This window comes from Streptomyces ortus (genome assembly GCF_026341275.1).
In the GTDB taxonomy this organism is placed as follows: Bacteria; Actinomycetota; Actinomycetes; order Streptomycetales; family Streptomycetaceae; genus Streptomyces; species Streptomyces ortus.
The window spans coordinates 5,411,770-5,436,594 of record NZ_JAIFZO010000002.1 but is presented as its reverse complement, the minus strand read 5'-3'; the positions used below and the strand labels follow the sequence as shown (position 1 = coordinate 5,436,594).

Annotated in this window: 22 protein-coding genes and 1 tRNA gene; 15 read left to right on the top strand and 8 right to left on the bottom strand. The window is 72.1% G+C overall.

Features of this window, described 5'->3' with window-relative positions; all coding sequences use genetic code 11:
- Window positions 1-33: 33 nt before the first annotated feature.
- On the bottom strand, window positions 34-558 hold the full coding sequence (locus tag K3769_RS27450; RefSeq protein WP_267028949.1) for a universal stress protein: 525 nt from the start codon (window positions 556-558) through the stop codon (window positions 34-36).
- A 358-nt stretch (window positions 559-916) separates the two neighbouring features.
- Between K3769_RS27450 and K3769_RS27445 the strand changes: the two genes are divergently transcribed.
- From K3769_RS27445 to K3769_RS27430, 4 genes are all read left to right on the top strand, one after another.
- Window positions 917-1,318 carry a hypothetical protein gene (locus K3769_RS27445; protein ID WP_372515044.1) on the top strand — a complete coding sequence of 134 codons (402 nt, stop codon included), beginning with the start codon at window positions 917-919 and terminating at the stop codon, window positions 1,316-1,318.
- A 377-nt stretch (window positions 1,319-1,695) separates the two neighbouring features.
- Window positions 1,696-2,922 carry a helix-turn-helix domain-containing protein gene (locus K3769_RS27440; RefSeq protein WP_267028948.1) on the top strand — a complete coding sequence of 409 codons (1,227 nt, stop codon included), beginning with the start codon at window positions 1,696-1,698 and terminating at the stop codon, window positions 2,920-2,922.
- A 156-nt stretch (window positions 2,923-3,078) separates the two neighbouring features.
- Window positions 3,079-3,681, top strand: coding sequence for an oligoribonuclease (gene orn / locus K3769_RS27435; protein ID WP_267028947.1), 603 nt, complete (start codon window positions 3,079-3,081; stop codon window positions 3,679-3,681).
- A gap of 106 nt (window positions 3,682-3,787) precedes the next feature.
- Window positions 3,788-3,860: transfer RNA gene (locus K3769_RS27430), tRNA-His, on the top strand.
- 76 nt (window positions 3,861-3,936) lie between these two features.
- Here K3769_RS27430 and K3769_RS27425 read toward each other — a convergent pair.
- A complete protein-coding gene (locus K3769_RS27425; RefSeq protein ID WP_267028946.1) occupies window positions 3,937-4,992 on the bottom strand; it encodes a LacI family DNA-binding transcriptional regulator in 1,056 nt (351 codons plus the stop codon).
- A gap of 438 nt (window positions 4,993-5,430) precedes the next feature.
- On the opposite strand from K3769_RS27425, the gene K3769_RS27420 reads away from it, so the two are divergent.
- The 4 genes from K3769_RS27420 (at window position 5,431) to K3769_RS27405 (ending at window position 10,225) form a co-directional block, all read left to right on the top strand.
- Entirely contained in the window at window positions 5,431-6,753 is a 1,323-nt protein-coding gene (locus K3769_RS27420) for an ABC transporter substrate-binding protein (protein ID WP_267028945.1), read from the top strand.
- A complete protein-coding gene (locus tag K3769_RS27415) occupies window positions 6,750-7,778 on the top strand; it encodes a carbohydrate ABC transporter permease (RefSeq protein WP_267028944.1) in 1,029 nt (342 codons plus the stop codon). Before K3769_RS27420 ends, K3769_RS27415 begins: the two co-directional genes overlap by 4 nt.
- Window positions 7,775-8,692, top strand: a complete 918-nt coding sequence (locus K3769_RS27410) for a carbohydrate ABC transporter permease (RefSeq protein WP_372515043.1) — start codon at window positions 7,775-7,777, stop codon at window positions 8,690-8,692. The genes K3769_RS27415 and K3769_RS27410 overlap by 4 nt, the downstream gene beginning before the upstream one ends.
- A 102-nt stretch (window positions 8,693-8,794) precedes the next feature.
- Entirely contained in the window at window positions 8,795-10,225 is a 1,431-nt protein-coding gene (locus K3769_RS27405) for a GH1 family beta-glucosidase (protein ID WP_267028943.1), read from the top strand.
- Window positions 10,226-10,428: 203 nt separating this feature from the next.
- On the opposite strand, the gene K3769_RS27400 is transcribed toward K3769_RS27405, so the two are convergent.
- From K3769_RS27400 to K3769_RS27390, 3 genes are all read right to left on the bottom strand, one after another.
- Window positions 10,429-11,910, bottom strand: a complete 1,482-nt coding sequence (locus K3769_RS27400) for a glycoside hydrolase family 18 protein (protein WP_267028942.1) — start codon at window positions 11,908-11,910, stop codon at window positions 10,429-10,431.
- 101 nt (window positions 11,911-12,011) lie between these two features.
- Complete coding sequence (locus K3769_RS27395; protein ID WP_267028941.1) at window positions 12,012-13,478, bottom strand: sensor histidine kinase; 1,467 nt, start codon at window positions 13,476-13,478, stop codon at window positions 12,012-12,014.
- Window positions 13,475-14,206 carry a response regulator transcription factor gene (locus K3769_RS27390; RefSeq protein ID WP_267028940.1) on the bottom strand — a complete coding sequence of 244 codons (732 nt, stop codon included), beginning with the start codon at window positions 14,204-14,206 and terminating at the stop codon, window positions 13,475-13,477. The genes K3769_RS27395 and K3769_RS27390 overlap by 4 nt, the downstream gene beginning before the upstream one ends.
- A gap of 110 nt (window positions 14,207-14,316) precedes the next feature.
- Between K3769_RS27390 and K3769_RS27385 the strand changes: the two genes are divergently transcribed.
- The gene (locus K3769_RS27385) at window positions 14,317-14,874 is read left to right on the top strand and encodes a hypothetical protein (protein ID WP_267028939.1); all 558 of its coding nucleotides are present in this window, start codon (window positions 14,317-14,319) and stop codon (window positions 14,872-14,874) included.
- 40 nt (window positions 14,875-14,914) lie between these two features.
- Here K3769_RS27385 and K3769_RS27380 read toward each other — a convergent pair whose 3' ends face one another.
- Both K3769_RS27380 and K3769_RS27375 read right to left on the bottom strand, forming a co-directional pair.
- A complete protein-coding gene (locus K3769_RS27380) occupies window positions 14,915-15,775 on the bottom strand; it encodes a spermidine synthase (protein ID WP_267028938.1) in 861 nt (286 codons plus the stop codon).
- A gap of 260 nt (window positions 15,776-16,035) precedes the next feature.
- Window positions 16,036-16,413, bottom strand: coding sequence for a hypothetical protein (locus K3769_RS27375; RefSeq protein ID WP_267031568.1), 378 nt, complete (start codon window positions 16,411-16,413; stop codon window positions 16,036-16,038).
- A gap of 275 nt (window positions 16,414-16,688) precedes the next feature.
- On the opposite strand from K3769_RS27375, the gene K3769_RS27370 reads away from it, so the two are divergent.
- Window positions 16,689-18,212 carry an NsdA family TPR-like regulatory protein gene (locus K3769_RS27370; protein ID WP_267028937.1) on the top strand — a complete coding sequence of 508 codons (1,524 nt, stop codon included), beginning with the start codon at window positions 16,689-16,691 and terminating at the stop codon, window positions 18,210-18,212.
- A 61-nt stretch (window positions 18,213-18,273) separates the two neighbouring features.
- Here the strand turns inward: K3769_RS27370 and K3769_RS27365 are convergent, their stop codons facing one another.
- On the bottom strand, window positions 18,274-18,867 hold the full coding sequence (locus K3769_RS27365) for a histidine phosphatase family protein (protein ID WP_267028936.1): 594 nt from the start codon (window positions 18,865-18,867) through the stop codon (window positions 18,274-18,276).
- A gap of 250 nt (window positions 18,868-19,117) precedes the next feature.
- On the opposite strand from K3769_RS27365, the gene K3769_RS27360 reads away from it, so the two are divergent.
- From K3769_RS27360 to K3769_RS27340, 5 genes are all read left to right on the top strand, one after another.
- Complete coding sequence (locus tag K3769_RS27360) at window positions 19,118-20,113, top strand: phosphatase PAP2 family protein (RefSeq protein ID WP_267028935.1); 996 nt, start codon at window positions 19,118-19,120, stop codon at window positions 20,111-20,113.
- Window positions 20,037-21,332 (top strand): hypothetical protein, encoded by a 1,296-nt coding sequence (locus K3769_RS27355; RefSeq protein WP_267031567.1) that lies wholly within the window; start codon window positions 20,037-20,039, stop codon window positions 21,330-21,332. The genes K3769_RS27360 and K3769_RS27355 overlap by 77 nt, the downstream gene beginning before the upstream one ends.
- On the top strand, window positions 21,329-22,984 hold the full coding sequence (locus K3769_RS27350) for a hypothetical protein (RefSeq protein ID WP_267028934.1): 1,656 nt from the start codon (window positions 21,329-21,331) through the stop codon (window positions 22,982-22,984). The genes K3769_RS27355 and K3769_RS27350 overlap by 4 nt, the downstream gene beginning before the upstream one ends.
- A gap of 8 nt (window positions 22,985-22,992) precedes the next feature.
- The gene (locus K3769_RS27345) at window positions 22,993-24,327 is read left to right on the top strand and encodes an AAA domain-containing protein (protein WP_267031566.1); all 1,335 of its coding nucleotides are present in this window, start codon (window positions 22,993-22,995) and stop codon (window positions 24,325-24,327) included.
- A gap of 119 nt (window positions 24,328-24,446) precedes the next feature.
- Window positions 24,447-24,812 (top strand): DUF8844 domain-containing protein, encoded by a 366-nt coding sequence (locus K3769_RS27340; RefSeq protein ID WP_267028933.1) that lies wholly within the window; start codon window positions 24,447-24,449, stop codon window positions 24,810-24,812.
- Window positions 24,813-24,825: the final 13 nt, after the last annotated feature.

The window sequence follows — 24,825 nt, the reverse complement described above, 5'->3', positions numbered from 1 at the left end:
AGTTGCCCCGTCCCGGGACCCACACCACCCGGGTTACGGGATGACGACCACGGGCCGCTGCGCCCGCTTGGCCAGCCGCCCCGCGACCGACCCGAAGAGGCGCCCGACGATCCCGTGCGTCGACCCCACCACGATCGCGTCGGCCTCGTACTCCCGCCCCACCTCTTCGAGTTCGTGGCAGATGTCGCCACCGCGCTCGACGAGGATCCACGGAACCTCGGCCAGATAGTCCGCACAGGCCAGTTCGAGACCGAGCACCTCGGTGCGGTGGTCCGGCACGTCGACGAAGACCGGCGGCTCGCAGCCGGCCCACACCGTGGTGGGCAGCCGGTTGGCGACGTGCACGATGATCAGGCCGGATCCGGAGCGGCAGGCCATACCGATCGCGTACGCGAGGGCGCGCTCACTGGACGTCGAGCCGTCGAAGCCCACGACGACACCGTGCTTGAAGGCTGGGTCGCAGGACTGGCGCGTCTCTTCCGCCGCCAAGGGCTCGGCCGCCGTGTGATCGGCGACGGGGCGCTTGCGGTCCGCGGGTTCGAATTCGTGACCGGCCATGGATGTCTCGGCGTTCGGATCCTCTTGGGTGGGCCGACAGGAGCTGCGGAGCTGTGTCCGGGAATCATCTTCCCAACCCCATACCCCCAAGGGTACGGCGGCACGCCTCCTCTGCCCAGATCCCGCTCTCGCCGCGGGAGGGTTCCCCGGAGCATGCCCGAGGGATGCCCGTAACGCAATGGTCGCTGCCCCGTACAGCCGTCTCCCCCACCGAGGGAACCGGCGCACCCACTCGCATCCAGGGGCGCGGGGAACGGCGCAACCACCCCACCCCCGTGACCCCCGCTCGAACAAGCGTTGAACCCACACAGCCCCACAGCCACACAGCCCCCGCACCCCGCCCCAGGGAGGAGCCCCCGTGCCCAGCCACCCCACAACCGCACCCACCCTCCCGCCACCCAAGGCACAGGCACCGGCACCGCCCCCACCCCTGCCCCCTGCTCCCGCCCCCGGCAAAAGCCCCGCCCAGGAGACGGCCACGGACGTAGTCCGCTGGTCGGCCTTCAGCTGCGTCCTGGTTCCCGTCGTCCTCGTCGGGTACGGGACCTCACTGGCGGGCGCGGCCGGCACGGCCCTGGGCCTCGCCGCGGTGACGGGCGCCTGCCGGGTACTCCTGCGCCGCTCCGAGCGCGGCGCGGAGCACCTGCGCGCGGCGGAGCGGACACCGCATCATGGGCAGCACGCCAGGGCCGACGCCGGTCGCCGCCACGGCGACCGCCACGGAGGCCGGCACGCCGGTGGAAATACGCCGGTTGACTGACCGGTTTGTGCGCACGCGCCCGCTGCTTTTCAGCCAACTTCCATGCCCTGCGTACCCCTTGGCCGAACCACCCCCCAACCCCCGTTCGACCTGCACCGAAAGGGTCCAGTAGGGTGCCCGCACCCTACGGGGACCGGCCACGGGGACGAGGCGCACTTCCCTGTGCGGCCCACGAGTGCAACGCTTCGTGATCGAATGCTTCACGCCAAGTTGCCATGTCGACAATCTGCCGAGTGCCGAACTGGCCACCTCGGCACCTGACGACACAGTAGATTCGATCTTGACGTCTTACGGCGGGGGACTCGTGCAGGACCGAGGGGAAACGTGCAGGAGCGACACAACCGAGGAGCCGCGACCACCGAGGGGGGCTTAGCAGGATGAGCCACGACTCCACTGCCGCGCCGGAAGCCGCAGTCCGGAAACTGTCCGGGCGACGGCGCAAGGAGATCGTCGCGGTGCTGCTGTTCAGCGGCGGCCCCATCTTCGAGAGTTCCATACCGCTGTCGGTGTTCGGTATCGACCGCCAGGACGCCGGCGTGCCGCGGTATCGACTACTGGTGTGCGCCGGTGAGGATGGCCCACTGCGGACCACAGGGGGCCTCGAACTCACCGCGCCCAACGGGCTGGAGGCGATCTCCCGGGCAGGCACCGTCGTCGTGCCCGCCTGGCGGTCGATCACCTCACCGCCACCGGAGGAGGCGCTCGACGCGCTGCGCCGGGCACACGAAGAAGGCGCCCGCATAGTCGGGCTGTGCACCGGCGCCTTCGTGCTCGCCGCGGCCGGACTGCTGGACGGCCGTCCGGCGACCACACACTGGATGTACGCACCGACGCTGGCCAAGCGCTATCCGTCGGTGCATGTCGATCCCCGCGAGCTGTTCGTGGACGACGGCGACGTGCTGACGTCGGCGGGCACCGCGGCGGGGATCGACCTCTGTCTGCACATAGTGCGGACGGACCACGGGAACGAGGCGGCCGGGGCACTGGCCCGCCGTCTGGTGGTCCCGCCCCGGCGCAGCGGCGGTCAGGAGCGCTATCTCGATCGATCTTTACCAGAGGAGATCGGCGCCGACCCGCTCGCGGAGGTCGTCGCCTGGGCGCTGGAGCACCTCCACGAACAGTTCGACGTGGAGACGCTGGCGGCACGCGCGTACATGAGCAGGCGTACGTTCGACCGCCGGTTCCGCTCGCTCACCGGGAGCGCTCCCCTGCAGTGGCTGATCACGCAGCGGGTGCTCCAGGCGCAGCGGCTCCTGGAGACGTCCGACTACTCGGTGGACGAGGTCGCGGGCCGCTGCGGCTTCCGTTCGCCGGTGGCGCTGCGCGGGCACTTCCGCCGTCAGCTCGGCTCCTCCCCGGCGGCGTACCGCGCCGCGTACCGGGCGCGCCGCCCGCAGGGTGAGAAGCAGAGCGACCCGGACGGTCCGCCGCCACCGGCGCCGCCGGTGCTCCAGCAGGAGCAGCCCGTGCCGTTCCAGACCCGTCGTACGGCGGCCCACGCGGTCGGCGCGACCGCCTCGTCCCTCTCGGACGCGGGACGCCCGGGCGCGGAGCTGTACGTGGCCGGGCGGCACAGCCTGCCGGGCCAGCGCAGCGCGCCGTAGCGCCCCGCGGTGACGTCGTACGCCGGCCCCGGACCCTCCACGGTCCGGGGCCGGCGCCGTTCGCGGACCCCTCCCCGCAGGCCCGCCGCCCCGCCTGTCACGACTGCCGAGGTCCCGGGCCTGCCCGGGCGGGTGAGCGGGCCGTAGGGTGAGCCCATGAACGATCGCATGGTGTGGATCGACTGCGAGATGACCGGTCTCTCGCTGTCGGAGGACGCGCTCATCGAGGTGGCCGCGCTGGTGACCGACTCGGAGCTCAACGTGCTCGGCGAGGGGGTGGACATCGTGATCCGTCCGCCGGACGCCGCGCTGAAGACGATGCCCGAGGTGGTGCGCACGATGCACACGTCCTCCGGGCTCCTCGACGAGCTGGCCGCGGGCACGACGCTGGCCGCCGCGGAGGAGGAGGTCCTCTCCTACATCCGTGAGCACGTCAAGGAACCGGGCAAGGCCCCGCTGTGCGGGAACTCGGTGGGCACGGACCGCGGCTTCCTGCTGAGGGACATGGCGACCCTGGAGGCGTACCTCCACTACCGGATCGTGGACGTCTCCTCCGTGAAGGAGCTGGCCCGCCGCTGGTATCCCCGGGCGTACTTCAACAGCCCCGACAAGAACGGCAACCACCGGGCGCTGGCCGACATCCGCGAGTCGATCGCCGAGCTGCGCTACTACCGCGAGGCGATCTTCGTCCCGCAGCCGGGACCGGACTCGGAGACGGCCCGTTCCATCGCCTCGAAGCACGTCCTGCCCGCTCGGTAGCCCCGCCGTAAAGACGGGAGCGAGCACCCCTTCGGACCCTGTACACTTTTTCTCGTCCGGTCGGTGAACCACTTCAGGTGAACCAAGCGCAGGATCGCCGGTCATGGTGGGTGTAGCTCAGCTGGTAGAGCACCTGGTTGTGGTCCAGGATGCCGCGGGTTCAAGTCCCGTCACTCACCCTGATGATCAGAGGGCCGAATCGCGGAAGCGGTTCGGCCCTCTGGCGTTCCCCTCCCCCACGGCGGGCGTGGCGGGTCACGACGACTGCCGCGCCACCAGCTCCGTGGGAAGCACCAGCTGCCGGCGCTCCAGCCCCCGGGAGACCGCCGGGCGGCGGTCCGCGATCTCGTCCATCAGCAGGTCGAGCATCGCGCGGCCCATGTCCTCGATCGGCTGGCGCACACTCGTCAGGGGCGGGTCCATGTGGCGGGCGATCGCCGAGTCGTCGTAGCCGACGAGGGCCACGTCGTCGGGTATGCGGCGGCCCACCTCGCGCAGGACCTGGCGGGCGCCGGCCGCCATCACGTCCGATCCGGCGAAGACCGCGTCCAGTGTCGGGCAGACGGCGAGCAGGTCCGTCATCGCGCGACGGCCGCCCTCCTCGGTGAAGTCCCCGGGCACGATGAGGCGTTCGTCGACCTCGTGGCCCGCGTCGCGCAGCGCGGCGCGGTAGCCGTCGACGCGGCGCTGGGCGCCGAACACGTCGAGGCGTCCGGCCAGGTGGGCTATGGTCCGCCGGCCCTGGGCCAGCAGGTGCTCGACGGCGAACCGGCCGCCGCCGAAGTTGTCGGAGTCCACGGACGGCAGCGTCTCGTCCGCCGACCTGCGACCGCTGATCACGGCCGGGATCTCCAGCTGGGCCAGCAGGTCGGGCAGCGGGTCGTCCGCGTGGACCGAGACCAGCAGGACGCCGTCCACCCGGTGCGCCGCGAGGTACTGGGCCAGCCGGGCCCGCTCCCGGTCGCTGCCCGCGAAGATCAGCAGCAGCTGCATCTCGGTGTCGGAGAGGGCCGTGCCCACGCCCCGCAGCATGTCGGAGAAGTACGGCTCGGCGAAGAAGCGGGTCTCGGGCTCGGGGACGACCAGGGCGATCGCGTCGGTGCGGTTGGCCGCGAGGGCGCGGGCCGCCGTGTTAGGCACGTACCCCAGTTCCGCGACGGCCGCCTCGACGGCCGCCCGGGTGGCGTCGCTGACCCTCGGTGAGCCGTTGATCACGCGGGAAACCGTGCCGCGGCCCACACCGGCCCGCGCGGCGACCTCTTCGAGGGTCGGCCTGCCGCCGCTCCGGCTCCGCGCTCCGTGGACTGCCATGGTCCGCCTCCCGTCCGACGCGGTCACCACCGCGTTTGGCCTGGAATCTAACAGCCGTGATCGGGGCCGGGCCCGCGGAGAGACCGCCTCCACTTCTCGGACGCCGTCCCCCGGCGTCCCCGGGGCCACTCCGAAGCCGATCCGGAGCCTTCCCGAGGCCGTCCCGCAACCGTCGGAGACCTACTCTCGCCGTCTCCGCCGACGTCAAGGGCCGTCCCGTAGCTAACAGCCCGATAACTGAAGACACGTCTCTGCGTCCTCTCCCTTGACACCCCCGCGCCGAGCGACGAACCTTCAACACATCACCTGTGGGAGCGCTCCCACAGTACCTGACACATACACATCCCGCACGTTCCCCGCCCGAGCCGCAGCATGAACAAACGGGCCCAACAACGCAGTTGGCCGGGGGGTCGGCACGTCAGGCAACAGGAGGACGCAATGCGCACGAGTACCCGAGGGTCCCGCAGGCTGATGGCCCTCGCGGCCGTGGCCGCGCTGACGACGGGGCTGCTCGCTGGCTGCGCCGAGGACTCGGACGACGGGTCGTCGGACTCGGACGGCGGCAGCGGCGGTGGCAAGACCACGCTGACCATCGGCACGTTCGGGGTCTTCGGCTACAAGCAGGCCGGCCTCTACGACGAGTACATGAAGCAGCACCCCGACATCACGATCAAGGAGAACGTCACCACTCGTACCGACGTGTACTGGCCCAAGACGCTCACCCGTCTGCAGGCCGGTGCCGGTACCGACGACATCCAGGCGATCGAGGTCGGCAACGTCGCCGAGGCGGTCCAGACGCAGGGCGACAAGTTCGTCGACCTCGGCAAGGACGTCGACAAGTCCCAGTGGCTGGACTGGAAGACGGCACAGGCCACCACCAAGGACGGCAAGACCATCGGGCTCGGCACCGACATCGGTCCGATGGCGGTCTGCTACCGCAAGGACCTCTTCAAGGCGGCGGGCCTTGAGACGGACCGCACCAAGCTCGCCGCGCAGTGGAAGGGCGACTGGTCGAAGTACGTCGACGTCGGCAAGGACTACATGAAGAAGGCGCCCAAGGGCACCAAGTTCGTGGACTCCGCCGCCTCGGTCTACAACGCGGCGCTCGGTGGCGAGAGCGAGCGGTACTACGACAAGGACGGCAACGTCGTCTGGGACAAGTCCGACGGCGTGAAAACGGCCTGGGACGCCTCGATGAAGGTGGCCACCAGCAACATGTCGGCGAAGCTGAAGCAGTTCGACAAGCCGTGGGACCAGGCCTTCGCCAACGGCGGCTTCGCGACGGTGGCCTGCCCCGCCTGGATGCTGGGGTACATCCAGGAGAAGTCCGGTGACTCCGGCAAGGGCAAGTGGGACGTGGCGGCGGCTCCCACCGCGGCCAACTGGGGCGGCTCGTTCATCGGTGTGCCCACGGCGGGCAAGCACCAGAAGGAGGCCGTCGCGCTGGCGAAGTGGCTGACCGCCCCCGAGCAGCAGGCGAAGGTCTTCGGCAAGCAGGCGAGCTTCCCGTCCACCCCGTCGGCCTACGCGAGCCTGAAGCCGCAGGCCGCCACCACGACGTTCTTCTCGAACGCGCCGATCACGCAGATCTTCTCCGACTCGGCGAAGACCATCCCGACGCAGATCTTCGGCGTCAAGGACCAGCCGATCAACACCGCCATCTCGGACATCGGCATCCTGCAGGTCGAGCAGAAGGGCAAGACCCCGGAGCAGGGCTGGGACGCCGCCTCCAAGGAGATCAAGGACGTGCTCGGCCAGTGACCAGCTCCAAGCAGGCTCTCGCGCGATCCGCGACGAGCGCCGACGCCGCGCCCGGCTCCCAGCCGGGCGCGGCGCGCCGCGCGGACGGTCGCGGTACACCGCCCCCGGGCCCCGGCTCCTGGCGCAGCCGGCTGTACCGCTGGGACATGAAGGCGTCGCCGTACGCGTTCGTCGCCCCCTTCTTCATCTTCTTCGGTGCCTTCGGGCTCATCCCGCTGCTGTACACGGCCTGGTACTCGCTGCACAACGTGCAGCTGTCCAACCTGGACCAGCAGACCTGGGTCGGCCTGGACAACTACAAGAACCTGATGTCCTCGGACTTCTTCTGGGGGGCGCTGCAGAACACCTTCACCATCGGTGTGATCTCGACCGTGCCGCAGCTGCTCATGGCGCTCGGCATCGCGCACCTGCTCAACTACAAGCTGCGCGGCTCGACCGTGTGGCGGGTGGTCATGCTCACTCCGTACGCCACCTCGGTGGCGGCGGCGACCCTGGTGTTCGTCCTGCTGTACTCGTGGGACGGCGGCATGATCAACTGGCTGCTGCACTTCATCGGGGTCGACCCGGTCAACTGGCGTGAGTCCACCTGGGGTTCACAGTTCGCCGTCTCCTCGATCGTGATCTGGCGGTGGACCGGCTACAACGCGCTGATCTACCTCGCGGCGATGCAGGCGATCCCCGCCGACCTCTACGAGTCGGCGTCCCTGGACGGCGCGGGGCGCTGGCAGCAGTTCCGCCATGTGACGATCCCGATGCTGCGGCCCACGATCCTGTTCACGGTGGTCGTCTCCACGATCGGCGCGACACAGCTGTTCGGCGAACCGCTCCTGTTCGGCGGGGTCAGCGGTTCCAAGGGCGGCTCCGAGCACCAGTACCAGACGCTCGGCCTGTACATGTACGACCAGGGCTGGATCATCGGCAACCTCGGCAAGGCGTCCGCCATCGCCTGGACGATGTTCCTGATCCTGCTGATCGTCGCCGCGATCAACCTGCTGATCAACCGACGGCTGAGGAAGACCCAATGACCACTAGCGAACTGACGCCCCCTCAGGCGCCGATGGACGCGGCGGAGAAGACCGCCCAGGTCGGCTCCGGGCGCCGCCGGCTGATGGGCGCGGGCAAGCAACTGCACGCGGGTCCGCTCACCTACGTCGTCCTGGCCGTCTTCGCGCTCGTGTCGCTGGCACCGCTGCTGTGGACGATCGTCGCGGCCTCGCGCACCAATCAGCGCCTCGCCGAGACACCGCCACCCCTGTGGATCGGCGGCAACCTCTTCAAGAACCTCCAGAGCGCGTGGGAGGAGGGCGGCCTCGGCACCGCGATGGTCAACAGCACGATCGTCGCCGGAACCATCACCGTCGGTACGGTCCTGTTCTCCACGCTGGCCGGTTTCGCCTTCGCCAAACTGCGGTTCAAGTTCTCGAACGTCCTGCTGCTGCTGACCATCGGCACGATGATGATCCCGCCGCAGCTGGCGGTCGTACCGCTGTATCTGTGGATGAGCGAGCTGGGCTGGTCCAACCAGCTGCAGACGGTCATCCTGCCGACCCTGGTCAGCGCCTTCGGCACGTTCTTCATGCGGCAGTACCTGATCCAGGCGCTGCCCGGTGAGCTGATCGAGGCGGCGCGGGTCGACGGCGCGAGCAGTCTGCGCGTCGTGTGGCACGTCGTCTTCCCGGCGGCACGGCCGGCGATGGCGGTGCTCGGACTGCTGACGTTCGTGATGGCCTGGAACGACTTCCTGTGGCCGATCATCGCGCTCAACCAGCAGAACCCCACGGTGCAGGTCGCGCTCAACTCGCTCGGCACGGGTTACGTCCCCGACCAGGCGGTGATCATGGCGGGCGCGCTCCTCGGCACCCTGCCGCTGCTCATCGCCTTCCTGCTGTTCGGCAAGCAGATCGTGGGCGGGATCATGCAGGGCGCGATCAAGGGCTGACCCGCCGCCCCGCGCCCACGGGGGCGAGCCGCCGCCTCGCCCCCGGTCCCCGACCTCATATTCCCCGGTCTCCTACGACCTTCCTCCCATGGGAGCGCTTCCATGCCCGAGCCCGAAACGCCCGCCACCTTCCCGCCCGCCTTCCTCTGGGGCTCCGCGACCTCCGCCTACCAGATCGAGGGGGCGGTGCGGGAGGACGGCCGTACGCCGTCGATCTGGGACACCTTCAGCCACACGCCCGGCAAGACGGCGGGCGGCGAGAACGGTGACGTCGCCAACGACCACTACCACCGCTACCGCGACGACGTGGCGATGATGGCGGACCTGGGCCTGACCGCGTACCGCTTCTCGGTGTCCTGGTCGCGGGTGCAGCCGACGGGCCGCGGGCCCGCCGTGCAGCGCGGTCTCGACTTCTACCGCCGCCTGGTCGACGAGCTGCTCTCCCACGGCATCAAGCCCGCGATCACCCTCTACCACTGGGACCTCCCCCAGGAACTGGAGGACGCGGGCGGCTGGCCCGAGCGCGACACGGCCCTGCGCTTCGCGGAGTACGCGCAGATCGTCGGCGAGGCACTCGGGGACCGCGTCGAGCAGTGGATCACGCTCAACGAGCCCTGGTGCAGCGCGTTCCTCGGGTACGCGTCCGGTGTGCACGCCCCCGGCCGCACCGACCCGGAGGCCTCCCTGCGGGCGGCGCACCACCTCAACCTGGCGCACGGCCTGGGCACCAAGGCCCTGCGCACCGCGATGCCCGCCCGTAACTCGATCGCGGTGAGCCTCAACTCCTCGGTGGTCAGGCCGCTGACCCAGGACCCCGCCGACCTGGCGGCGGTCCGGCGCATCGACGACCTGGCCAACGGCATCTTCCACGGCCCGATGCTGCACGGCGCGTACCCGCAGACCCTGCTCGCGTCGACGGCCTCGGTGACGGACTGGTCGTACGTGCGCGACGGCGATCTCGCCCTGATCAAGCAGCCGCTGGACGCGCTCGGCCTGAACTACTACACGCCGACGCTGGTGAGCGCCGCCCGCCCGGACGCGGCGGGCCCGCGCGCGGACGGCCACGGGGCGAGTTCGTCGTCCCCCTGGCCCGGCGCGGAGGACGTGGCCTTCCACCAGACGCCCGGCGAGCGCACCGAGATGGGCTGGACGATCGACCCGTCGGGTCTGCAGGACCTGATCATGCGCTACACGCGCGAGGTGCCGGGGCTGCCGCTGTACATCACGGAGAACGGCGCCGCCTACGACGACAAGCCGGACCCGGACGGCCGCGTCCACGACCCGGAGCGCATCGCGTACCTGCACGGGCACCTGCGCGCGGTCCGCCGCGCGATCGCCGAGGGCGCGGACGTACGCGGCTACTACCTCTGGTCCCTGATGGACAACTTCGAGTGGGCGTACGGCTACGGCAAGCGCTTCGGCGCGGTGTACGTGGACTACGCGACGCAGGCGCGCACCCCGAAGTCGAGCGCCCTGTGGTACCGCGAGGCGGCCCGCACCGGCGAGCTGCCGCCGGTCAGCCCGGTCGAGTGAGCGGGCCGAGCGCGTAGCCGCCCCTCCTGGGGGAGGCGGGCGTACGCGGGGCGCGGCACGAGGGGAGTGCCGCGCCCCGCGTACGTGTGTACGCGCGCCCCGGCCGGGTGGGGGGAAGGCCGGCCGGGGCGCGCGACCCCCGCGCGGGCATGACCTCCTGCGGGGGCGTTCGGGGAACCTCTCGGGGAGGTCCGGGGCGGGGGTTACTTGTAGGCGGCGAAGGCCTTCGAGAAGGCGTTCGCGTCCTGGAGCACCGAGCTGCAGGTGGCGTCGGCAGTGGGCTTGGTGCCGCCCGCGCACTGCTTGTCACGGGTGGCGGACCACAGGGAGAGCCAGCCGAGCCCCTTCGACTCGGCGAACTTCACGAGCTGGGTGGCGTCCTCGACCTTGAAGATCTCCGACGCGACGTCGTTGACGCCGATCATCGGGGTGACGGCGACCGCCTTCCAGGCGGCGGAGTCGGAGAGCCCGAGGACTCCCTTGATCTGCGCCTGGGTCGCGGTGGCGGCCTGCTCGGCGTAGGTGCCCATGTCGTCGCTGTACGCGGGCCCGTAGTCCATCGCCATGATGTTGACCGTGTCGATGCCGACGCCGTTCGCCCTGGCGTCGGCGAGCAGGCTCACGCCGTCCTGGGTGAGGCCCTCCGGCATGACGGGCAGGGTGAACGAGACGTCCAGGCCCGGGTGCTGGTCCTGTAGCTTCGCGATCGCCTGCGCCCGGCGGGTGTTGGCCGCCTTGTCCGGGAGCGCGCCGCCCTCCACGTCGAAGTCGACCTTCGTCAGGTCGTACGCGTCCACGGCCTTGCCGTACGCCGCCGCGAGGGCGTCCGCCGACGAGCAGTTCAGCGCCAGCTCGGAGCCGGCCGCGCCGCCGAACGAGACGCGGACGTCGCCGCCCTTGGCGCGGAGTGCGCCGATCTGCGCGGCGACCGCGTCACCACCGAGGTCCGTCACCCCGCCCCACTTGGGGGTGCAGCCGCCGCCGTCCGTGACGAAGGCGAGGTTGTACTCCTTCACGCCGGTGGCCGCGGAGTGCGCGAGCAGGTCGAAGGCGGGGTAGAGCGAGGTGTCGACGTAGGGCGCGAAGCCGGCGGTGGCGGCCGTGCCGCTGCCGGTGCTCCCGGAGGGTGTGGGGCTGGCGCTCGGGCTCTTGGTCGCGGTGGCCGTGGCCGTCGGGGTCGCGGTGGCCTTCGTCGGTTCCGCCGACGGGGACGAGGTCGGCGTCTGCGTCGGACGGCCGGTGGGCTCCGGTGTCGCGCCGTCGTCCACCGAGCACTTGGCGCCGTCGACGAGACAGCCGGTCGGGTCGCCGGAGCCGCGCACCACGAAACCGACGGTCACCGTCTCGCCCTTGGCGAGCCCGTCCTTGTCCCAGGACGGGGGCTTCACGGTGACGTGCTGACCGCTCACCTTCGACTCCGCGTTCCACAGCGAGCTGAGCTTCGCGCCCGCCGGCAGGTCGAACTCCAGCGTCCAGTCCGTCTTCGCCCCGGCGCCGTCGTTGGCCACGACGTACTGCGCGGTGTAGCCCGTCGACCAGTCGCTGGTCTTCGTGTACGCGGCACCGACGCCCGCCGCCTGGGCCGTACCGGAGAACAGGAACGCCCCGCCGCCGACCACGGCCGCGGCGACCACGCCGCCTATCGCCTTGTTCCTGCCACTGGCCATGCGCCGGTGCGTGCTCATCGCGTGCCTGCCTTCCGAGGTGGGGTTGCGGCAGCACGCTAGCGAGCCGGAAACCGGCAAAACGCCTGATCCGGACGGGACTTGCGGTTCTTAGGGTGCGCTTAAGGAAGGGATCGGGGACGGTTAAAGGTCGAGACCGATCTGGCGGGCCGGCGCCGTCGTACCGAACCCCGGTGGCCGCGCCGCTCGGGCTCGCGCCCGTCCAGCTGGATCCAGATCCTGACCTCGGTGCCGCCCAGCACGGAACGGCCGATCCGCACGTCCCCGCCCGTCGACTCCGCGAGCCGGCTCACGATGTCCAGGCCGAGACCGGTCGAGCCGTCGGCACCGGAGCCGCGGCCCCGGGCCATCGCGGCCTGCGGGTCGGCTATCCCCGGGCCCGCGTCCGAGACCAGGACGATCACCGCGTCGCCGCCGTTGTGCACGTCGACCGCGAAGGCCGTGCCCTCGGCGGTGTGCCGGAACACGTTGCCGAGCAGCGCGTCGAGCGCGGCGACGAGATCGGCGCGGGCCACCGGTATCCGTACGGGCCGGTCGACCCCGGCCACCCGCACCTTGCGGCCCTCGTCCTCCGCGAGCGCCGACCAGAAGTCCATCCGCTCCCGGACGACCTCGGCCGCGTCGCAGCCGGCGCCGACGCCGACCGCCGCGGTCTGCGGCTTGGCGTCCCGGGCCGTGCGGATGATCGTGTCGACCTCGCGCTCCAGTTGCGCGACGGCGGCCCGGGTCTGCTCGGCGGCGGGTCCGTCCCCGAGCGAGGCCGCGTTCAGCCGCAGCACGGTGAGCGGCGTACGCAGCCGGTGCGAGAGGTCGGCCGCCAGCTCCCGCTCGTTGGCGAGGAGTTGTACGACCTGGTCGGCCATGGAGTTGAAGGCGACCGCCGCGAGCCGCAGCTCGGTCGGCCCCTCCTCGGGCACGCGCGCGCCCAGCTTCCCCTCCCCCAGCTCGTGCGCGCTCTCCACCAGGCGCTGCGCGGGCTGCACCATCCGCACGCCGAGCCGGTCGGCCACCGCGACCGAGCCGACGATGAGCGCGACCCCGACCCCGGCGAGGACGGCCCAGGCCGTGCCCAGACCATTGGTGACCTCCGCCTCGGGGACGTACACCTCGACGACCGCGATCTCGCCCGAGCTGAGCGCGACGGGCTGCAACAGCGTGGAACCGCCGGGCACTTCGGTGGTGGAGGCCCGGCCGAGCTTCCGGGTCGTGGCGATGTCCTTGTCGGCGGCGCGCTGCCGCCCGATGTCGAGGGCCTGCTGCTTCCCGCTGCCGCTGCCGTTGCCGTTGCCGTTGCTGCTGCCTCCCTCGTCCTCGCCGTCACCGCCGTCCCCGGCGGGTATGTGCACGGCCATTCCCGTGTCCGAGGCGGCCGAGGCGACGACCCGCTCCAGCTCGGCCCGGTCGGTGGTGATCGAGAGCGCGGGGGCGACGGCCGCCGCCTCCCGCTCGGCGTTCGAGAACGCGCGGTCCCTCGCCATCTCCCTGATCACCAGCCCCAGCGGGACCGCGAAGGCCACCACGACCATCGTGGTGACGGCCACACAGACCTTGACGAGCGCCCACCTCATCGCGCCGGCTCCGTGCCCGCCGGACCGAGCGGCCCGCCCTGCCCCGGCGGCTCCAGCTTCACGCCGACCCCGCGCAGGGTGTGCAGATAGCGCGGCCGGGCCGCCGTCTCACCCAGCTTCCGCCGCAGCCAGGACAGATGCACGTCGATCGTCTGGTCGTCCCCGTACGACTGCTGCCACACCTCGGCCAGCAGTTCCTTGCGCGCCACGACGACACCGGGCCGCCCCGCGAGGAAGGCCAGCAGGTCGAACTCGCGCCGGGTCAGATCCAGTCGTACGCCGTCCAGTTCGGCCTGGCGGCGCAGCGGGTCGATGGCGAGGCCGCCGACCCTGAGCTGCGGCGAGGGCTGCGGCTCCGAGGCCGAGGACCGGGCCCGGCGCAGGACCGCCGCCATCCTCGCCGACAGGTGCTCCACCGAGAACGGCTTGGTCAGGTAGTCGTCCGCGCCGTCGTTCAGCAGCCGGACGATCTCCGTCTCGTCGTCGCGGGCGGTCGCCACGATCACGGGCACGTCGGTGATGCCGCGCAGCATCTTCAGCGCCTCCGACCCGTCCAGGTCGGGCAGGCCGAGATCCAGGATCACGACGTCGAATCGGAAATGGGCGACCTCGCGCAACGCCTCAAGGGCCGTACCGACACTGCGCACCGTGTGCGTGGCCTCGGTCAGATGCCGGATGAGGGCGGAGCGTACGAACTGGTCGTCCTCGACCACGAGCACACTTGCCATGAGCGGCACCGTACGCCATACGGGGAGGGCCGGTCCGGGGCCTGTGGACAACTTTCAAGCCTGTGGACACACGGGACACGGACGGGGCTCGTGGGGCAGGATGGCCCGCGATGCGCAGAGGACTCGTACACGTACTGGCTTGGTCGCTCGCCACGGGCGCGGCGGTCACGCTGTCGTGGTGGGGTGTGCACACGGTCATGACCGGGACGGCCTACGATCCGCCGCGGGCGCTGCCCATCTCGGCGGGCGGGACCACGCAGGGGGCGAAGCCGCTGTCGTCCTCGACGAGTCGGCCGGAGTCCCCGGCGGGATCGACGGCCTCGCCGTCGAAGAGCCGGTCGTCGCGTGCGAGCGGTTCGGATCCGGCCGCGCCCTCGGTCTCGCCGACGCCGTCGCCGTCGCGTTCGAAGCCGGCGGGCGCCGCCTCGCCGCGTGCGGGCGCCTCCGGTGAGGTGAAGAGTTACGACACCGACGGCGGGCGGGCCGTCTTCGACCTCGGTACGTCGTCGGCGTCGCTGGTGTCCGCGACGCCCGCGTCCGGGTGGTCGATGCAGGTGTGGAAGACGGAGACGTGGATCCGGGTGGAGTTCTCGTCCGGGGCGGACCGGGTGACGGTGTTCTGCACGTGGCACGACTCGGCGCCGAAGGTCGAAGTCAACACCTACTGACGGCCTCCGGATCACCGACGACCCCGGACCACCGACGGCTCTACCGGAAGACGGAGGGCGGCGGTGCGGGGGACGCCACGGCCGACGCGTCCGTCACCGGGATCGCTCCGCCGGTGAAGTCCGTGAGTGCCTTGCCGTGTTCGACCCTGGCCGGGTGGGGGTCGGAGGCCGCGCGGCGGGTCAGTTCCGCCACGGGCAGGGGCCGGCCGGAGGCGACGAGGACCGCGTTGCCGAAGCGCTTGCCGCGCAGGACCGTGGGGTCGGCGACGAGGGCGAGTTCGGGGAAGACGCCGGCCGCGGTGGCGATCTGGCCGCGCAGATGCGCCAGGGGCGGGCCGTCCGCAATGTTGGCGGCGTACAGACCGTCGGCCTTCACGACCCTGCGCACCTCGGTGAGGAACTCCCCGGACGTCAGATGCGCGGGCGTGCGCGCTCCGCTGAACACGTCCGCGATGACCAGGTCGGCCCAGCCGTCCGGCACCTTGGCGAGCCCGTCACGCGCGTCGACGGACCGCACCCGGATCCGGGCGTTCGGGTCCAACGGCAGTTCGCGCCGGACCAGTTGGACGAGCGCCGCGTCCCGTTCGGCGACCTGCTGGGTGGAGCGGGGGCGGGTGGCGGCCACGTACCGGGCGAGGGTGAGGGCGCCGCCGCCGAGGTGCACGGCGTGCACGGGCCGGCCGGGCGGGGCGACGAGGTCGATGACGTGCCCGAGGCGGCGCTGGTACTCGAAGCCGAGGTACGCCGGGTCGTCGAGGTCGACATGCGACTGCGGAGCCCCGTCGATGAGCAGGGTCCACCCCCGAGCCCGCTCCCGATCGGGCACCAACTCGGCCACCCCACCATCAACCTCACCGACAACGCCCTCACGCGCCCCCCGCCGACTCTTCCCCTTACCCATCCCCCCATTATCGACCCCCCGAAAAGGGGCGCGGGGAACGGCGCAGTCTTTTGCCTTCCGGGGCCGCAGCCCCCTAGGGGGCGCGGGGAACGGCGCAATCTTTTGGTCTTTAGGCGGCGCAGCCCCAAGGGGCGCGGGGAACGGCACAGTCTTTTCGCCCTTCGGGGGGCGCAGCCCCCAAGGGGCGCGGGGAACGGCGCACCCGGCCACGACGCAGCCGCACCCCACAGCGAACCCCAAGCCCCACTCCCTCCGCCCCCTCAACGGCAGTTGTCCGCCGCCTCGATCAACCGCGCCGCCTCCCCCAACGCCGCCCGCAACACCGCAGGATCCGTCGCCAGCTCCGCCTCCCCCGGCGGCAGCAGCCAGTCCGACCCCTCGACGGGCGGCTCGGGCGCCAACCGCACCCCCCGCCCGTCGGTCCGCGTACACGTACTGCCCGGAACGTCCCAGGCGGAAGCCGTACCGGGCGGCACGAGAAACCCGACGTTGGCGCCGTCGTCGTCGTGCAGAACGGGCCCCACCGCCTCCGCGGGAGCGCCCCTGCGCAGGATGTCGGCGGCCTCGAGCCCTTGCCGGGCGGGCACGGTGACGAGGTCACAAGGGTCCCCGCGGCCTTCGCTCTGCCTGGTCTCCATCATGGCCTCCACCACGGAACCCTCCTCGATCGAGCACACCACATGGTTCAACGCCGCACAGCGTCAACGGCTACGGCGAAACTCGGCCGCAAAGGATGGCAGTTCATGGCGGATCAGGGATGAGATATCCGTTTTGTAGCCAAACCCCGCGTGGTGGCCCCATCACAGCAGGTACGTTCATGCCCGCCGGAATCACAGGTGCGGCTCGATCGCGCTCATGATCGACCCGCTCCCGCCCCGGCATGGTTCGACGGTTCGCGAGAGAGGGCCCGGCCATGGCGTCGTCACCGACGACCTCGTCGTCCCAGTCACCTCGGCCGCCTCGGCCGCCTCGGCCGAATCTCGCCTTCCGGCGCCTGCGCGGACAGCGCTCGCCGGGCGAGTTCGCCGCCGCCGTGCGACGGGCGGCCCGGGAGATCGACGAACGGGTCAGCTGCGACGCGCGCTACATCGGGCGGGTCGAGGCGGGCGAGATCCGCTGTCCCAACTACGCGTACGAACGGGTCTTCCTGCACATGTTCCCCGGCCGTACCCTGACCGACCTGGGTTTCGTGCCCCGTTCGGCGGTGCGTGGACGGGGGGCGCGCGCCGCCGAGGTGGCGCCCGCTCCACACCCCACGAGCCCGCTGCCCGCCCCGCATGAGACGGACGGGGCGGGTGAGCCGTATGCAACGACACACGACCCGCGTGCGGCTCACCACCCGAGCGATCCGCACGAGCCGCACCACTTGCACGACCCATACGGGATCGACGATCAGAACCGCGAGGAGAGCGACGTGCAACGTCGCGCATTCATGAGCGGCGGCACCGCCACGGTGGCGGCCGCCTCACTGGGCCCCTGGGGGCTCGCGTTCGGCGGCACGGCCGAGGCCGCGCCGCGTGCCGTGCGCCGCGCCGGCGAGGCCGAGGCGAGGGCGCTGGAGGAGGCCGTCCGCAGGATCCGCGTGCTGGACGACCGGCACGGCGCCGACGGGCTGTACCGCAGGGCGGCGGCTCCGCTGCGGGCCGCGTACGCCCTGCTGGACGCCGGTGCGGCACGGCAGGCGACCACGGACCGGTTGCACACGGGGGCCGGTGAACTGGCCATCTCGGTCGGCTGGCTGGCACACGACTCGGGGCGGTTCGACGACGCCCGCTCGCACTACGCGGAGGCGCTCGCGACGGCCCGGGTGGCCAGGGACCCGGCCCTGGAGGCGCACGCCTTCTGCAACACGTCCTTCCTCGCCCGGGACGCGGGACGGCCCCGCGAGGCGGTACGGGCGGCTCAGGCCGCGCAGTACGCGGCGCGTCCCCTGGGCTCGGCCCGGCTCCTGTCGCTGCTCGCGCTGCGCGAGGCGGGCGGCTGGGCGGGGCTGGCCGACCGGACGGGCTGCGAGCAGGCGCTGACCCGGGCGCAGGCCCTGTACGGGCGGGGGCCCTGTGACGCCGACCCGGAGTGGATGAGCTTCTACGGAGACGCCGAACTGGCCGGCCTGGAGGCGCAGTGCTGGTCGACGCTCGGCGACTGGCAGCGCGCCGCCCACCAGGCACGCCGGGCGACCCGGCTCCAGGACCCGCACTTCACCCGCAACCTCGCCCTGTACACGGCCGAACTCGCCGACGACCTGGCCCGGGCCGGGCACCCCGACGAGGCCGCCGCGGCCGGGCTGCGCGTCCTGGCCCTGCTGGACGAGGTCCAGTCGTCCCGGGTGCAGACCATGCTGGCGGGGACGGCCAGGGTCCTGCTGCCGCACCGCCGCGCGTCGGGGGTGTCGGACTTCCTGGCCCGGCACAAGGCCGCCCTGCCACGGCCGGCCTAGGGCGTTGCGCCAGATCTCGCACCGGACCTCGCGCCAGGCCCTGTCTTCGTCCCCGCCCGGGCTAGATCAGGTGGCCGCAGTCGTTCCAGGTCTCGATCGCGGGCTCTCCGTAGGCCCAGCCCAGGACCGACAGGGACGTGGGGTTGAGGCGGACGCGGGCCGCGAAGTCGATGTCCAGGCCGAGCCAGCGGGCGCCGATCGACCGCAGGATGTGGCCGTGGGCGAAGACCAGCACGTCGCGCTCCCCGGCGCGGACCCGCTCGACGACCTCGTCCGCGCGCGCGGAGACCTCGGCGAGGGTCTCACCCCCGGGCACACCGTCCCGCCAGATCAGCCAGTCGGGGCGGTCGGCCCTGATCTCGTCGGGGGTCAGCCCCTCGTACGCTCCGTAGTCCCACTCCATGAGCGCGTCCCAGGGGGTCGCCCGGTCGCCGAAGCCGGCGATCTCGCACGTCTCACGCGCGCGTGCCAGCGGGCTGGTGAGGATCTCCGCTCCGGGGAGCCCGTCCAGCGGCGCCCGGTGCAGCCGCTCGCCGAGCAGTTTCGCGCCGCGTCTGCCCTCCTCCAGGAGGGGGATGTCGCTCCTGCCGGTGTGCTTGCCGGACAGCGACCATTGCGTCTGTCCGTGCCGGGCCAACAGGATGCGCGGTGCCATGAAAGGGCCTTTCGGGGAAACTCGGGCGGTGAACCGCGGAAGAACTGCGGTGAACCGCGGAACAACGACGGACGGATCATTGGATTGATCACGGAATGGGCCGATCCATCATCGCGCATCCGCCCGAGAGGCAACCCGGCGGGCGATCTCCGCGTCTTTGAGCACCGGGGGCGCCCCCACAGGGGAAGCGCACAGACCGTACATTGGTCCGCGGCACTGCGGGCGGGGGAGCAGGAGGGGGAGGAATCGGATGCTGCGGACCGATGCACCAGTCAGCGAGGCGGCACCACGAACCCGCCTCCGCTGGTGGACCGAGCTGCCCCTGATCCTGCTGGTGTACGGGGCGTACTCGGGGGGACGGCTCCTCGCGCGCGGGGACGTGACCCACGCCGTCGACCACGGTCTGGCGATCCTGCGGGTGGAGAAGTTCTTCTTCCTGAACGCCGAGCACCCGCTGAACCGCCTGTTCACCCGTGAGCCCTGGATCGGCATCCCGGCGGACTTCTGGTACGCGTCGCTGCACTACATGGTGACGCCCGCCGTCCTGATCTGGCTGTTCCGGTCCCGCGCGGTGCGCTACCGGGCCGCCCGGACCTGGCTGATGACGTCCACGTTCATGGGCCTGATCGGTTTCACCCTGCTGCCGACCTGCCCGCCGCGGCTGCTGTCGGCGAGCCACGGATTCGTCGACACGATGGCCCAGTACAGCGACTACGGCTGGTGGGGCGGCGAGGCGAGTGCGCCCCGCGGCCTCGGCGGCATGACGAACCAGTACGCGGCGATGCCGAGCCTGCACTGCGGCTGGGCGCTGTGGTGCGGTGTGATGCTCTGGATGTACGGCGGCACGCGGCTCACGAAGATCGCGGCTGTCCTGTATCCGCTGATCACGACGATCGTGGTGATGGGCACCGCCAACCACTACTTCCTCGACGCGGTCGCGGGCTTCGCCGTCATGGGCGTCGGATTCCTGCTCACCCGGCCGGTGCTGCGGCTCGCGGACACCTTCCGGGCACGGTTCGGGATCCGTCACTTCGCCTCGGCCCCCGTGGGTCTTCCGGCCGCTCCCCCGGTCGCCTCGCACGACACAAGTTCCTCAATTGTCAGTGCGGGGTGCCAGACTTCGGCGGGTGAGCGACTTCCCCGACAACGCAAGGTCCCAGCCACCCCGGGTGCCGCCGAGCCGGGAGCCGAACCGGCAGTCAGTCCCATCGACTCGGGGGACGAGACTCCGGCAGCGGCTCGCTGAGCTGCGCGGCCCGGCCGTCCCGCCGCAGCCGCTGGACGCGCGGGCCCTCGCGGCGCTCGCGGCGAATCCGGGGTGCCGCAGGCGCGCGATCCTCGACGGCGCGGGCGTGAACAAGGCGGTGCTGGCGAGCGCGCTCGGCTCGCCGTCGGCCTTCGGGCAGTCGCAGTTCGCCTTCATGCGGGGCAACGCCTTCGAGGCGCGGGTCAAGGCCGACGGGGGCGCGGAGCTGCTGCGGCTCGTGCACGAGAAGCTGGACGCGGGAGCCGAACCACCCGCGGGGGGCGCCGTTCCCGACCTCGGCGCCAGCGGCCCCGAGGGACGCACGGCCCGTACGGCGCTGGCGCTGCGCGAGGCCACCGCGGCGGGCGGCTGGACGCTGCTCGACCACCCGCTGCTCGCCCTGGAGGTGGCGGGCTCCCCCGCCTTCCTGGAGCCGGACGCGGTGGTCGTGCACCCCGACGGCGGCTGGACGGTCGTCGAGATCAAGAGTTTCCCGATGCTGGACGGTTCGGCGGACCCGGCCAAGGTCGGCGCGGCGGCGCGGCAGTCCGCGGTGTACGTCCTGGCCCTTGAGCAGGTCGCGGCCCGCCTCGACCCCGCGCCCGAGGTCCACCACACGGTGCTGCTGGTCTGCCCGAAGGACTTCTCCAACCTGCCCACCGCGTCGGCCGTGGACGTCCGCAAGCAGTGCTCGGTGACCCGCCGCCAGCTGGACCGCCTCACCCGTGTCGAGGACATCGCCGACGCGCTCCCCGAGGGCACCTGCTTCTCCCCCGACCTGCCCGCCGCCGACCTGACGGCGGCGGTGGAGTCGGTCCCGGCGACCTACGCCCCCGAGTGCCTCGCCGCCTGCGAGCTGGCCTTCCACTGCCGCTCCCGCTCCCGCGCGGAGGGCGCGGTCACCTCCCTGGGCCGCTCCCTGCGGGCGGAACTGGGCGCCCTGACCACCGTCTCCGACGTCCTCTCCGCAGCCCGGGGCCACACCGGCGACCCGACGGACCCCACGGTCGAGGCGCTCCGCAGAGCGGCAGCCCTCAGGGCGGAGGCCCTGGCCGCCCCCCAAGGGAGCGCGGGGAACGTCGCGGCCGGCCGCGACGACGCCGCAGCACCCGACGACCGGCCCCAGCTCCCGCCGCCCGCGCAGCGAAGTCCCGTTGAGCAGCGAAGTCCCGTTGAGCAGGGTGCCGCGCAGCGCGGTGGGCGATCGGGGCCGTCATGACCCTGATCACCACACTCGCCAGGCTGGAAGCGGTCGACACCGGCCGCGCCCAGCCCCTCGCCACCGTCCGCCACCGCCACCTCACCGACCACCCCCTGGTCCTCGTCCCGCTCACCACCGCGGGAGAGGCCGGCGCCCCGCTCGGCGCACTGGTCGGCACCGACCGCGACGCGCCCCGCCTCCTCGTCGTGCCGCAGCCCCGCGACCGCGACCTGCGCTTCGCGTTCCTCACCGAGCTCGCGGACATCGTCCTGCCGTACATCGACGCCTACGCGGACGACGTGGAGGCCGCCGAGCGCAACGAGACCGAGCCGGAGACCGGCAAGCGGGTCAAGGTCGAGGTCGAACTGTGCGCGGACGCACCGCAGTTGATCGTCCCGGGCCGGGCCGGCATCGAGCTCGTACGGCTGCTGGGGCGTTCCATGCGGTTCCGGCGCACCGCCGAGCAGGACCCGGAGACGCCGTATCCGGCGCCGCCGCGCGTGCCCCTGCTCGGGCGGTGGCTCACGCACTACGGGGAGCGGGCGCGGGTACCGGGTTCGTCGCTCCTGACGGCCCTCACCGACGTCCTGTCCCGGCACTGGGCCACCGGTCAGTCCTCCCTGGAGGACCAGCACCTCGGCGCGCTGCTCGCGTGGATCGACCCGCCGCGGGGCGAGTCCGGCGCCGAGGCGGCGCTGCGGGCCGAATTGCAGCGGGACGCCCAGGGCCAGCTCGTCTGCCCGCCCGCGGGACCGGCCACCGACCCGGCCTTCGACAACAAACTGCTCGCCCCCGCCATCGAGCGCTACGACCGCGCGCGTACGGCGTTCGCCGCCGCCGAGGACGGTGTCGAGGCGGACGACCGGCTCGGTGAGCTCACCGCGGCCGAGCGGCACATCCGTGAGCTGGTGGCCAGCCGCACCCGCCCCACCTGGGACGCGGTGTGGCACGGCCTCGACCTGCTGCGCGCCCTTCCCGAGGGACCGCGCGCGGCCGACCGGTGGACCCGCGACCGCTGGTCGTTCACCGGCCACCGGGACCGGGTCCTGGCCGGTGAGCCGCCGCAGCCGCGCCGCGACGACGCGGTCACGGCGGCGAACAAGCTCGCCACCCGCGAGCGCGAACAGGCCCGCCTGGAAGCCCAGGAGGCTCTCGACGACCCACTGATCATGGCCGGGCGCCGACTCTCCGGGGAAGCCTTCGCGGGCGAGGTCACCGATGTCGTCATGGCGTACAGCGAAGGGAAGCGGGCCGCCCCGCGCCCGCTGGTGACCGTGCGGACGGACGACCGGCCGCATCTGGGCGAGCGGGCGAAGGTCTACCGCTCGCTCGGCGGAAAGCCGCAGTCGGCCGAGTTCGTGGGGTACGAACGGGACGAGGGCCACGACCCCACCGGGCAGGACGGCGGCTCCATCGACCCCGAGGCCGGATCAGGCGGCATCTTCGTCGTGCTGCGGATCCTGGACAAGATGGGCCGCGGCAAGGAGCCCGAGCCAGGATCCGTACCGGAGAAGGGCGATCCGCTGTGCTTCACGCTCTTCGAGCACGAGCAGCGGGGCGGCGCGAAGCTGCCCGACCCGGAGGACACGCCGTGGACGCACGGCGGGCCGCCGGGAGAGACCGCGACCGCCCCGCAGCCCGACGCCGTGACCGAAGAGGACGTCCTGTGACCAGCCCTGTGACCAGCGTGTTCGATCCCGGGGCCGAGGCCGCCCGCGCCACCGACGCGATCCTGCGCGACACCCTGCACGGGACGCACCGCGGGGTCGTGGTCGACTCACCGCCCGGCGCGGGCAAGTCCACGCTCGTCGTCCGGGCCGCGCTCGAACTGGCCGAGGCCGGGCGCCCGCTGATGGTCATCGCCCAGACGAACGCCCAGGTGGACGACCTGGTGCTGCGGCTCGCCGAGAAGAACCCCGAGCTGCCCGTCGGCCGGCTGCACAGCAGCGACTCCGACCCGTACGACAAGGCGCTCGACGACCTGCCGAACGTCCGCAAGTCGGCGAAGGCGGGCGACCTCGCCGGGCTCGACGTGGTCATCTCGACGGCCGCGAAGTGGGCGCACGTCAAAGGGGTCGAGCCGTGGCGGCACGCGATCGTCGACGAGGCGTACCAGATGCGGTCGGACGCGCTGCTCGCCGTGGCCGGGCTGTTCGAGCGGGCGCTGTTCGTGGGCGATCCCGGCCAGTTGGACCCGTTCGCGATCGTCGGCTCGGAGCAGTGGGCGGGCCTGTCGTACGACCCGTCGGCCTCGGCCGTGACGACCCTCCTCGCGCACAATCCGGAGCTGCCGCAGCACCGGCTGCCGGTCTCCTGGCGGCTCCCCGCCTCCGCGGCGCCGCTGGTCTCGGCCGCGTTCTACCCCTTCACCCCGTTCCGCAGCGGTACGGGCCACGGCGACCGGCGGCTCACCTTCGCGGTGCCGTCGGACGGTTCGGGCCCCGACCGCGTCATCGACGAGGCGGCGGAGTCGGGCTGGGGCCTGCTGGAACTGCCCGCCCGGCACACCCCGCGTACGGACCCGGAGGCGATCCGGGCCCTGGCCCTGGTCGTACGCCGGCTGCTGGACCGGGGCGGCGCCGCGACCTCGGAGCGGTCTGCCGACGCGGCCCCGCTGACGGCCGACCGCATCGCCGTCGGCACGGCCCACCGCGACCAGGCGGCGGCCGTCCGCGCGGCGCTGGCCGAGCTGGGCGTCCCGGAGGTGACGGTCGACACGGCGAACCGGCTGCAGGGCCGCGAGTTCGACGTGACCGTCGTCCTCCATCCGCTGTCGGGGCGCCCCGACGCGACGGCCTTCCATCTGGAGACGGGCCGCCTGTGCGTGCTGGCCTCGCGCCACCGGCACGCCTGCATCGTCGTGTGCCGCGCCGGTGTCACCGACCTCCTGGACGACCATCCGTCCACGGAGCCGGTGCAGCTGGGCGTGACGGTGAAGTTCCCGGACGGCTGGGAGGCGAACCACGCGGTGTTCTCCCAGCTGTCTGAACACCGCGTGGGGTGGGAGTCGTAAGGGAGCGCGTAACCGGAAAGCCGAAGCCTGTGGCCCGGCGCCCTCTTGCGCGGTCAAGGGACAATGGACGGTGGCCCGCCCTCAAGGACGGGCCGACCGCTGTACGAGGAGGAGAAGTCATGGCGGAGCCCACGCCGCGTCGGAACGAGCCGCGGCTTCGCCCCGCGCCCCTGCTCTTCGAGCCGGCGGAGGCGGCGACCGATCCGGAGCACTTCTTCGATCTGGAGTCGATCGACGATCCGCTGGCGCTGCTGGCCCGTTCCACGGAGTTGGCGCTCGCGTTCCGGGCGGCGACCGATCGGGCCGTGGAGTTCCAGGCGATGGCCGCGGCACAGCTGGCGGATCCTCGGCGGTTCGACCGGCTCACCCCGGCGGAGGTCGCCGCGCGGGCGGCGTGGACCGAGGACTACGCGAAGAAGATGGTGGAGTTCGGGCGGGAGTTGCTGCGCGGGGCGGATGCGGAGGGGTACGCGGATCCGCTGTGATCCACCTCGCGCG

Coding starts and splice junctions, on each gene's coding strand:
- K3769_RS27450 (WP_267028949.1), bottom strand. CDS start 558: ATGGCCGGTCACGAATTCGAACCCGCGGACCGCAAGCGCCCCGTCGCC.
- K3769_RS27440 (WP_267028948.1), top strand. CDS start 1,696: ATGAGCCACGACTCCACTGCCGCGCCGGAAGCCGCAGTCCGGAAACTG.
- orn (WP_267028947.1), top strand. CDS start 3,079: ATGAACGATCGCATGGTGTGGATCGACTGCGAGATGACCGGTCTCTCG.
- K3769_RS27425 (WP_267028946.1), bottom strand. CDS start 4,992: ATGGCAGTCCACGGAGCGCGGAGCCGGAGCGGCGGCAGGCCGACCCTC.
- K3769_RS27420 (WP_267028945.1), top strand. CDS start 5,431: ATGCGCACGAGTACCCGAGGGTCCCGCAGGCTGATGGCCCTCGCGGCC.
- K3769_RS27410 (WP_372515043.1), top strand. CDS start 7,775: ATGACCACTAGCGAACTGACGCCCCCTCAGGCGCCGATGGACGCGGCG.
- K3769_RS27405 (WP_267028943.1), top strand. CDS start 8,795: ATGCCCGAGCCCGAAACGCCCGCCACCTTCCCGCCCGCCTTCCTCTGG.
- K3769_RS27400 (WP_267028942.1), bottom strand. CDS start 11,910: ATGAGCACGCACCGGCGCATGGCCAGTGGCAGGAACAAGGCGATAGGC.
- K3769_RS27395 (WP_267028941.1), bottom strand. CDS start 13,478: ATGAGGTGGGCGCTCGTCAAGGTCTGTGTGGCCGTCACCACGATGGTC.
- K3769_RS27390 (WP_267028940.1), bottom strand. CDS start 14,206: ATGGCAAGTGTGCTCGTGGTCGAGGACGACCAGTTCGTACGCTCCGCC.
- K3769_RS27385 (WP_267028939.1), top strand. CDS start 14,317: ATGCGCAGAGGACTCGTACACGTACTGGCTTGGTCGCTCGCCACGGGC.
- K3769_RS27380 (WP_267028938.1), bottom strand. CDS start 15,775: ATGGGTAAGGGGAAGAGTCGGCGGGGGGCGCGTGAGGGCGTTGTCGGT.
- K3769_RS27375 (WP_267031568.1), bottom strand. CDS start 16,413: ATGGAGACCAGGCAGAGCGAAGGCCGCGGGGACCCTTGTGACCTCGTC.
- K3769_RS27370 (WP_267028937.1), top strand. CDS start 16,689: ATGGCGTCGTCACCGACGACCTCGTCGTCCCAGTCACCTCGGCCGCCT.
- K3769_RS27365 (WP_267028936.1), bottom strand. CDS start 18,867: ATGGCACCGCGCATCCTGTTGGCCCGGCACGGACAGACGCAATGGTCG.
- K3769_RS27360 (WP_267028935.1), top strand. CDS start 19,118: ATGCTGCGGACCGATGCACCAGTCAGCGAGGCGGCACCACGAACCCGC.
- K3769_RS27350 (WP_267028934.1), top strand. CDS start 21,329: ATGACCCTGATCACCACACTCGCCAGGCTGGAAGCGGTCGACACCGGC.
- K3769_RS27340 (WP_267028933.1), top strand. CDS start 24,447: ATGGCGGAGCCCACGCCGCGTCGGAACGAGCCGCGGCTTCGCCCCGCG.